This is a genomic window from Rhodothalassium salexigens DSM 2132 (assembly GCF_004341375.1).
Taxonomy (GTDB): domain Bacteria; phylum Pseudomonadota; class Alphaproteobacteria; order Sphingomonadales; family Rhodothalassiaceae; genus Rhodothalassium; species Rhodothalassium salexigens.
This window is the reverse complement of sequence record NZ_SLXO01000021.1, coordinates 1-8,941: the sequence shown is the minus strand read 5'-3', so window position 1 is coordinate 8,941 and position 8,941 is coordinate 1. Positions and strand designations below refer to the sequence as shown.

General features: G+C 60.1%; 8 protein-coding genes and 2 pseudogenes. 7 read left to right on the top strand and 3 right to left on the bottom strand.

Translation table 11 applies throughout. The features are described 5' to 3' along the window. Together EV659_RS14560 and EV659_RS14555 are read left to right on the top strand one after the other, a co-directional pair. Positions 1–95: pseudogene (locus tag EV659_RS14560) on the top strand (IS5/IS1182 family transposase); the annotation flags it as partial. Between the two features lie 188 nt (positions 96–283). Continuing rightward, positions 284–1,081, top strand: coding sequence for an AbiV family abortive infection protein (locus EV659_RS14555; RefSeq protein ID WP_132709622.1), 798 nt, complete (start codon positions 284–286; stop codon positions 1,079–1,081). Between the two features lie 221 nt (positions 1,082–1,302). Here EV659_RS14555 and EV659_RS14550 read toward each other — a convergent pair whose 3' ends face one another. After that, entirely contained in the window at positions 1,303–2,580 is a 1,278-nt protein-coding gene (locus tag EV659_RS14550) for a type II toxin-antitoxin system HipA family toxin (protein WP_132709621.1), read from the bottom strand. Next, entirely contained in the window at positions 2,570–2,908 is a 339-nt protein-coding gene (locus EV659_RS14545) for a helix-turn-helix transcriptional regulator (RefSeq protein WP_132709620.1), read from the bottom strand. Before EV659_RS14545 ends, EV659_RS14550 begins: the two co-directional genes overlap by 11 nt. Before the next feature lie 758 nt (positions 2,909–3,666). Here EV659_RS14545 and EV659_RS14540 point away from each other — a divergent pair. Continuing rightward, positions 3,667–4,089, top strand: a complete 423-nt coding sequence (locus EV659_RS14540) for a hypothetical protein (RefSeq protein ID WP_132709619.1) — start codon at positions 3,667–3,669, stop codon at positions 4,087–4,089. A 52-nt stretch (positions 4,090–4,141) separates the two neighbouring features. Here the strand turns inward: EV659_RS14540 and EV659_RS15105 are convergent. After that, a pseudogene (locus tag EV659_RS15105) lies at positions 4,142–4,267 on the bottom strand (transposase); the annotation flags it as partial. 178 nt (positions 4,268–4,445) lie between these two features. Between EV659_RS15105 and EV659_RS14530 the strand changes: the two are divergent. The 4 genes from EV659_RS14530 to EV659_RS14515 all read left to right on the top strand — a co-directional run bounded on the left by EV659_RS14530 (position 4,446) and on the right by EV659_RS14515 (position 8,813). Further along, positions 4,446–5,543 carry an ABC-three component system protein gene (locus tag EV659_RS14530; protein ID WP_132709618.1) on the top strand — a complete coding sequence of 366 codons (1,098 nt, stop codon included), beginning with the start codon at positions 4,446–4,448 and terminating at the stop codon, positions 5,541–5,543. Then, positions 5,536–6,027, top strand: a complete 492-nt coding sequence (locus tag EV659_RS14525; RefSeq protein WP_132709617.1) for an ABC-three component system middle component 2 — start codon at positions 5,536–5,538, stop codon at positions 6,025–6,027. Before EV659_RS14530 ends, EV659_RS14525 begins: the two co-directional genes overlap by 8 nt. Next, a complete protein-coding gene (locus EV659_RS14520; protein ID WP_132709616.1) occupies positions 6,024–7,856 on the top strand; it encodes an AAA family ATPase in 1,833 nt (610 codons plus the stop codon). The genes EV659_RS14525 and EV659_RS14520 overlap by 4 nt, the downstream gene beginning before the upstream one ends. 393 nt (positions 7,857–8,249) lie before the next feature. After that, the gene (locus EV659_RS14515; RefSeq protein WP_132709615.1) at positions 8,250–8,813 is read left to right on the top strand and encodes a phage tail protein; all 564 of its coding nucleotides are present in this window, start codon (positions 8,250–8,252) and stop codon (positions 8,811–8,813) included. The last annotated feature ends 128 nt before the right edge of the window (positions 8,814–8,941 follow it).

The following is an 8,941-nucleotide window of genomic DNA, read 5'->3' as shown; positions in this document are numbered from 1 at the left end:
CCACGCGCTATGACAAGAAACCCGAGAACTTCCTCGCCGCCGTGAAACTCGCTTCAACGCGGATATGGCTGCGAAATTATGAGTCTACGGCCTAGTCCGTGCACATCGCTGCGCCAGCGGCGGAAAAAAAGGGGAGGAGCTGAATCGCGCCGGGTTTGCCGCAGGAAGCGACTACAGTTTCGAAGCAGGCAGCTATTGCGGAAACGCAGCGCGAGATGCAACTCTGTCCACATTTCGAGGAACCTATCCGTTTGCGGGCGACATGATCGTGTTGGAGTGAGGCGTGGCAGTGGAACTAAATGACGAGCGTCGATTAGCGATCATAGCAAATGTAGATCGCCTTCTATCGGATGCTTATCTGCTTCTGGAGCACGGAAGCGCCGGCTCTGCTCTGTCCACTGCAATACTTGCATTTGAAGAGGCAGGAAAAGGACATCGTCTGGAGCTGGATATTGAGAAATCAAAACGTACACCGAGCTGGCACCACTTTCGTCAAGTGGTCGCAGCGTTTGTACTTTTTGTCTCTCTGTTTAAGAAGTACGGTTTGAAGCCGCCGCAATTGAACGCCAGAGCGCGTGAGCTCATCGAGGAGCGCTGGTCCCGAAACAAGCGCCTCGATGAACTGACGAAAGAACCGGTGCCCGAGGAGCTTCTGGATGCTTTGCTTGAATCAGGCGTTGAGGGGCTCGATGTTATGACTAGTGATCAACGCACGATTTTCCAAATAGAACTGATATGGGTCAGGAAAGTTTTCTCTGCCGCCGCGGCCGGACTAATCGAAAAAGAGCGGCAGAGCGGCATGTACGTCGACGTCAATGAAGAAGTTGTCGTTTCCGATCCAGCAGCAATTCGGAAAAAGCGCGCCTACTATTGGATCCACGTGACGGAGCGGACACTGCGAATTCTCCGGGACGGCGAATATCGAGAACCCTATGGCGAGCTTTCGGCGTATCTCGAGGCGCAAGACAAACCTCTTCCTCAGGGCGAGGATCTTGTGAAGGCGCTAGAAAGCCTGCAGGCCGAAGCGACTGATGGCATTGCAGTGAACCGCCCCGGGTTTGCAGAAGGCTCCAACTCCTGAGTAAGGTGGAGCACCATGAGCAAGACAATGAACAAGTTTCCCCCGAAGTGCGCGAGCGTGCTGTGCGCCTGATCCTCGACACTGAGGGTCAGGGACCGCCCCGCTGGCAGACCGGCGTGCTGATCGCGGCAAGGGTCGGGCGCGCGGAAGCGCCGTCGGCAGCGGGAGGGGCGGCGGTAGCACTGTCGGGCCTTCGGCCTGGATCCTGGGATGTTTGACGACTACCGGAAATCGTCCGCGCCGTCGAATATGGACGGGTTCAGGAACATCCGTTCCCAGAGCAGGTTTTGGTCCACCTTGGACAGGTTCGCCTCTGCACATGTGTTCTGCCATTGCGAACGCACGGCTTTGAGGGTGTCTTTGATGATTGTCGCGGCCGCGCGCTCATCCAGGTGAAAACTGGCCGCGGCTTCCATGCAGGTCGCTAACGTGCTGCGTCGGCTTTGTACCGTGATCAGCATTGCCTGACTGGCCTCGTTGCCGGTTCGGCTTTGCGGGCAGATGTCATATGCCGGCGTCAGGGTGAGCTGTCGACCATCCCAGAAGGCCGCGTGGTTGCGCGCATGATCGTCGGTGTTGCCGCAGACGATGTTGAAAACCAGCCGCCGGAACAGGTCTCGCAGCGTAGCCTTGGGCGCGGTGAACCGGTGCCGGATGATCTCCGTTAGATCGGCATAGCTGGCATAGCGCGCCATCATCTCATCCAGGCCGAAGATCGTCAGCGCTGAAACCATGGCTTTGCGCTGCCAACCGGCCTCGCTCTTGATCCGGTCAAACCGCTCGACAAGCAGCACATCCTTCCCGGCCACATGTTCCAGGCGTACCGGCGCGACGCAGAGGCCGGCTTTCTCGGCCAGGCGCATGGCGATGAATTCCGCCTTCACCACATTGTAGAGGTCGGTTGAGGACGAGAACTTGGCGATCAGCTTTTTGTCGCCGTCCTCGATCATGGCTTTGGGGCGTGCGCCGCCCAGCGAGCTTCCGTGGTAGAGCGCCTGATCCAGCTCGGGCGTGAGCGGGATGCCTTTGTCCACCTTTTCCGCAGCGGAAAGCAGCTCTTCCAGGGTGGCGGCCTGTGCCTCGCGGGGCACATATTCCGTCGGCGATGTCTGGAAATCGAGTGCGCCGATGCGATCGGAGCCGGAGTCCAGCAGGTAGGTCAGGTCATCGAGCGAGCCGATATCGGCATCCTGGCCCTTTATGCCGGCTCTGCGGTTAAGGATAACCCGCCGCCCCCAGGCGTCCGGTGCACCGTCCCGCAGGCAGCCAGCCATGGACAGGCCAGGAGCCGGGGGAATTGCGCCGGCTTCCAGGGGGAGTTCCGGCAGGTAGAGCGCAACGGCATCGTCGCGTTTCAGATAGCTGCGGCCATAGTTGAAGCTGAGGTTTCGATTGTCGCGATAGACGCGGCCGGCGACCACAGGTTCGGTCGCGCCAGGCAGCCAAACCCACACATAGGCTTCATCGACAGCGGGCGCTTGGCGGTTCTTAGAAGTCATCCTTCACCGCCTTCGTGCTCTTGCGTGCCTTCTTGGGCAGCAGAGAGGCTTTGTCCCTGGCGTTCGTCAGGTGGCGGGTCAGGCTGGTCGGCTCGGCATCAAAAAGCGACACGCCGACGATTACGGCGAGTTCAAAGGCCGCGCCGATGGCGCACCCCATCTCGCCATTCTCAATCCGGTTCACGAGGCCGCGAGAGATCCCGGCGCGCTCGGCGGCCTCGGCAACGGTCAGGCCGCGCCTTATCCGAGCCTCATGAATGGTGAGGCCGAGCAACTCAGCGGCTTGCATTGCGTAGCGTGAGTATGAGCGGGTCTTGGGCTTGGCCATTGCCAATCATTGCCTCATTAATGGGGCGTATAGAAGCGTATCGCTTTATTTATGGGGCGGTGATGTGCGTTGCAAGCCCGGTGGGCAATCTGTGTTCCAGTAACCGTGCGTAAGTGGGTTTAATGGCGGGTTTATGGGTCTCTGGTGGCTGGCCGTAGCCTCATAAGGTTTGGCGCGACAGCCTGAAGATTGGCGATGTGCTCTGGTATGCGCCAAACTTCCCAGCCGGGTCCCGGTGCCCGAGCGGATGCGCAAACCGCGTGTCGTCGTCGATATCCTGGAGACGGCGCGCGGTCGGCTGGTTTTCCTCGGCAGGCCCGGACGCCGACAAGGGGCCGGTGCTGACCGAGGACGAGCGTCAGGCCGTGGCCGACGGCCCCCCGGTGCAGATCGACCGCGACCGGCTGGCCCGGTTCTTCGAGCATCCGCTGTGCTACATGCTGCCCGACCCGCGGGCCGCAGGCATGCCGTTCCCGTCGCCCGTCATCGCGCGCAGGCCCTGGCGGACCCGGCGCTGGACAGGCTCAACGCCATCCGCCAGGGCCTGCGCGCGATCTTCCACATCTGGGGCATGGGGTTGGTCCGGTCCCGCAAGGTCGAGGTCTCCGTCTCTGACGGCAACAGACGTTTGGCGATCACGCTCCCCGCCAGCCTCCCCGTCGCTCGCACGAAGGCCCGCCTGCACTGAGCGCGGGGCCCGCCCTCCCGACACGGAGGGCGGGTCCCCCCGCTCAACCTCTCAACCTCAAGAAACCCCCATGCTTCAGACCCCGACATCCATCCCCAACGGCAACACCCACCGCGTCATCCACATCCAGGGCGAAGGCTATCGCGCTGATTTCGACCGCGTCGAGGACATCGCCGCCGATGCGCTGGCCGACGCCCGCGCGGCCATCGAGGTCCTGCGCGGCCTGCCCTACGATCACTTCAAGCCGCTCCAGCCGCGCCTGGAACGGCTGGCCGACCGCGTCGCCCGGCGCAAGGCGCTTGATGACGAGTTCCGCACGACCTGCGAGACGCTGCTGCGCGATCTCGCCCGCATCGACCCGGACGACACCACCGCCCGGTCTCTCGACCACGCGATGCGCCTGCTGCGCGAGGCCCTGAACACCTCCCACCGCATCGCCGACCTGCTGGCCGCAGAGCGCGATATCGGCCGCACCCGCGGGTTCGAGGGGTGATGCGATGATGACTGGATCCCATGGGGCGCGATCGCCCCCGCCCCCGCGCGCGGGGGCGGCCTGTCTTCGGAGCGGCAGGCAGATACGGCTCGATCCGCCGCCACTCCTTGTCCGTCAAATCGGTTTGGTATCGCGCCGCAGGGCGACTATGCTGCTTACGGGTGGTCGGGGTCCACATGACAATCTCCCGGAAGCTTCGCAACTCCTTGGAATCAGATGAGCCTCGACCGCTCAACCACTTTCGAAACGGCCTCTGAGCCAGACGAATTGGCGGAGGAGATTATCGAGAATTTGGAGGCGGGTCTGAACAGCTTCCGTCAGGTGTTGGCCTCCCTGGAAAAGAGAGAGAAGGCAGCTTGATCAAGGACGACGACCTCAAGGAGATTAAGCCCAAGCCTGCGACGTGCTCGGCATCGCCCGAGCATGTGAGCAGCGGTTTGCCTATCCCCAAGGTGATGCGCATCTGCACCTTCAGTCCCGACGACTGGGAAGATTTCATCGAAGAATGGTCCACGAGCCTATCGGGCGCTTACGCAAAGGTCCGGCGTTTTGGTGGACCGGGTGATCTAGGTGTCGATATCGCCGGTTTCACGTCCGAGAGAGGATTCCAGGGAGATTGGGACAACTACCAATGTAAGCGCTACGACCATCCCCTGCGACCTAGCGATATCTGGGTCGAGATAGGGAAAATCGTCTACTACTCATACAAGAAAGAGTACCTGCCGCCGCGGCGGCACTTTTTCGTAGCCTCGCAAGGTATCAGTACGTCCCTCGAACAACTGCTTAACAAACCCGACACCCTCAAAGCCAAGGCGCGTGAAAACTGGAAAAAGCATTGCCAGATGGGGATTGCCACGACCGAGGGCATTCCTCTTACCGGCAATCTCGAAGTTCACTTTAACGCTTTTGACTTCAGCATTTTTTCTTCAAAGTCTCATGTCGAGCTGATCGAAGGTCACAGCACGACTGGTTATCACGCCGTCCGTTTCGGTGGCGGGTTGCCGCCACGTCCGGACCCCGGCAAACCGCCTGAAACCCCTGCGAAAACAGAAAGCCGCTACATTAGACAGCTTCTCGACGCCTATGGCGATCAACTGGGGGCGGCCATGACCGATCCGGTTGCACTTGACGCCCATGCTCCGATAAAGCGCGACTTCCTGCGGCAGAGAGAGCGCTTCTACCATGCCGAGTCGCTGCGCAATTTTGCGCGTGACACGGTGCCGGAGGGAACATTCGCGGCGCTACAAAATGAAGTTTGTCATGGGGTTATCGATATCTGCGAGGGGCATCACCAGGATGGGTTCGAGAGGATGCGTGCGACGCTGACACAAGCGGCTTCGCTCTCGCTCACGGCAAATCCGCTCTCGTCTGTGACCAAGAAGCAGGACTGCCAGGGGATTTGTCATCAGCTGGCCAATGACGATCGATTGACGTGGGTGCCCAATGATGGATAGCGATCACAGACCCGCGCCCTTCAACAGCCCACTGGAGACCGGTGTGCGATCGCTGGCGATCCTGCATGCCGCGTTTCCCGCGGCTTTTGATCTTCAGCGTTTGGTTGAAATGGACTATCTGGTCGTGCATTCCGGTGACGCCGAAGGCCCGGAAAGCCTGCATGCCCCGTTGCCACTACGAGCGGGGGAGCTGCTCGTTCGGCGTGGCCTGATTGAAAAAGGCCTGATTTTGATGATGAGCCGCGGCCTCGTTCGTAGATTGCCTGCACAGGAGGGGGTCACTTACATCGCCGGTGAGGCTGCCGCTCCGTTCATCTCCTCATTGAGCGACGAATATTCTATGAATCTGAAAGAGCGCGCTTTGTGGGCCGTGCAACGCTTTGCCGACATGCCGACTGACGAAATCCGTCGCTTTACGCATCTGTTCTTTGCGCGCTGGTCGAGCCAGTTCCAGTCCGTCCAGCAGTTAGGAGATGGCGCATGAGCGACACCTATCTCCAACTGCGCAGCATTCGCTTCCGTGGTCCAAAGGCCGAAGCGGAGCTTAATTTTCAGTCCGGCGTGAATGTGATCTGCGGTGCCTCCGACACCGGAAAATCATTTCTTGCAGACTCGATCGACTTTATGTTGGGCGGTTCTGCTCTGAAGGAAATTCCGGAACGGGCCAAGTACGATCAACTCAATCTTAGTCTCGCGGCAATCGGAAACGAAGACTTCAAGCTGCAACGCTCGATGTCCGGCGGCAATTTTCAGCTGTTTGATCTGAGCGAAGGCAGTGATGCTGAGCCCACAACGCTTAAACAGAAACACGCGCACGACAAAACGGACAACTTGTCAGGATATCTCCTCGATAAGATCGGGCTCCTCGGAAAGCGTATCTTGAGGAGCAAAGCGAAGGGCGCGACCCAGAGCCTGAGCTTCAGAAACCTTGCGCGGCTCGTCATTGTCCAGGAGGGCGAAATCCAGCAAACCGGCTCGCCCTTTTGGAGCGGCCAGTACACGACCAAAACTTCCGAGATCGCCACAGCCAAACTGCTTCTGACCGGTATTGACGACTCTTCGGTTGTGCCTGATGCCGATCAGTCTCCCGACAATACCCGCCAGATCGCACTTATCGACGAGCTTCTCTCTGACCTACAGACAGAGATCGAAGATCTCGGCGAAGATCGGGAAGAGCTGGAAGAGCAGCTCGAAAGGCTGGAAGGGTCAATCGAATCCCGTCGCGAAGAGCTCTCCGCTTCCCAAAAAGCCCTCGACGAGCTTGTTGGCAAGCGCAGGGAGCTATTCGAGCAAAAGCAGGAAGCTTCGGACAGGCTTGACGAAATCAGCGATCTTCTTGCCCGCTTCAGGTTGCTTGCCGAGCACTATGATGTCGATCTCAAAAGGCTCACCGCTATCCAGGAGAGCGGCTCGATGTTTGCCCATGTCGAGCAGGTGGCCTGTCCGCTTTGCGGCGCAGACCCGGACGCGCAGCATCTTGATGAAACATGCGATGGCGATGTCGAGGCCGTCGTAGCAGCGGCGACAGCCGAAATCGAAAAGATTCAGCGCCTTCAATCAGAACTCGACTCGACGGTTGCGGATTTGACGGCAGAGTCCGAAGACCTTTCGGAGTTTTTGAAGAGCGTCGAAGCCGGCTACGATGCACTAAATGAAGCAATTCAGGAATCCGTCGGACCTGACGTCACCGAGGTTCGCGCTTCGTTTTCGGCACTCGTGGAGGAGCGCTCCAGTGCTCAAAAGGCCGCTGATCTATTTGCCAGATACGACAAGCTCGTCGCCAGAAGGACTGGCTTGCTCGAAGGAGGCGACGATCCTGAGACCACAAGCTCGGAGGTGACGACCGGCATACCGGAATCCGTTGCACATGCGTTCTCTTCGAAGGTCTCCGAGATATTGAAGGCCTGGCATTTCCCCGGCGAATGTCATGTTTACTACGAAAAGGACTCCTCCGATTTCGTTATCGACGGAAAGCGGAGATCGAGTCTCGGCCAAGGCCTACGCGCAATCACTCATGCCGCAGTGAGCATTGCCTTGCTCGAATACTGTCAGTCAAACGGGCTATCGCATCCCGGTTTTGTTGTTCTCGACTCTCCGTTGCTTGCCTATTATAAACCGGAAGGTGACGAAGAGATTGCCCTGAGAGGTACAGACCTGAAAGAGCGCTTCTACGACTATCTCATCGAGCACCACGGTGAGGGTAGCCAAGTCATCGTCATCGAAAACCAGCATCCGCCCGAGCGCATCAAGGAGCAGGTCGCTCTGACAGTCTTCACGGGCAACCCTAACACCGGTCGATACGGCCTCCTCTAGGCCGTGTTGACAAAAGGGATTCCCAAGCCGGCTTGGTTCTGATTCAAGACTGCTTTTTGAGGAGCAGTCATGGGGCGCGGGGATTTGTCGTGACCTACTCCCCTGAATGTACCTGACCTGCTGACGTGACCCCCATCTTTCATCCAGCCGAAGCGAGAGTCCGGGGGTGATTTGATCCTTCGTTGATCGGGGTTGCAAGAGGCCGAGGCACGGAGCCCCTGTGACCCCTTGATCCGAACTGCCCCCGCTCACCGGGCGTCCTCGCGCTTCGGTCTCGTTTGTCAGCCCGCACCCCCTTGCCTATGTGCTCGATAAGCGATAGGGTGTGCTTAATTCCAAAAACTGTATTCAGCCCGCCCCGGTCGGCGGGCTTTTTCGTTGGAGGCTTGGCCCATGGCTCGGCAGTTCGCGCCCGATTTGCGGGTCGAGCACCATCTCGACGACGCCGTGGCGTTTCTCGATCGGTTGGGCTCGAAGCGCTGGCGGCGCGCGGTCCTCACGGCGATCAATCGGGCCGGCGCGTCGACCCGGTCCCAGGCCGCCTCGACCGTGTCCAAGGCCATGGGCACCAAGGTGCGCCGCGTGCGCCAGGATCTGCGGCTGGTCCAGGCGCGGTATATCGACGAGCCGGCGCGGGTGCGCGCCGCGGGCAAGAGCCTGAGGCTCATGCAGTTCGCCGCCCGACAGACCCGCACCGGGGTCACCGCACGGGCCTATGGTGTCAGCCGGCGCTATCGCGGCGCCTTCATCGCCCAGCGCCACGGCACCGATCATGTGTTCATCCGTATCGGCAAGGAACGCCACCCGCTGCACCGGCTCTATGGGCCGAGCGTGCCCGAGACGCTGGCCGACCCGGCGATCCACGCGCGCCTGGTCGAGCATGGCGTCGAGCGGTTGGCGGCTGAACTCGCCCGGCAGATGGACCGGGCGCTCTACCGCAAACACGGCCGGCGCTGACGCCGCCGGGGACCCTGGGGCTGACAGGCCAGGACGGGTGCGCGGCATCGCGATGGATCGGTATTTTTCAGGGGCCCAAAACTGGGTAACACGGGTAACAAGGGTAACACCGACCTGGTCAGCCAGGC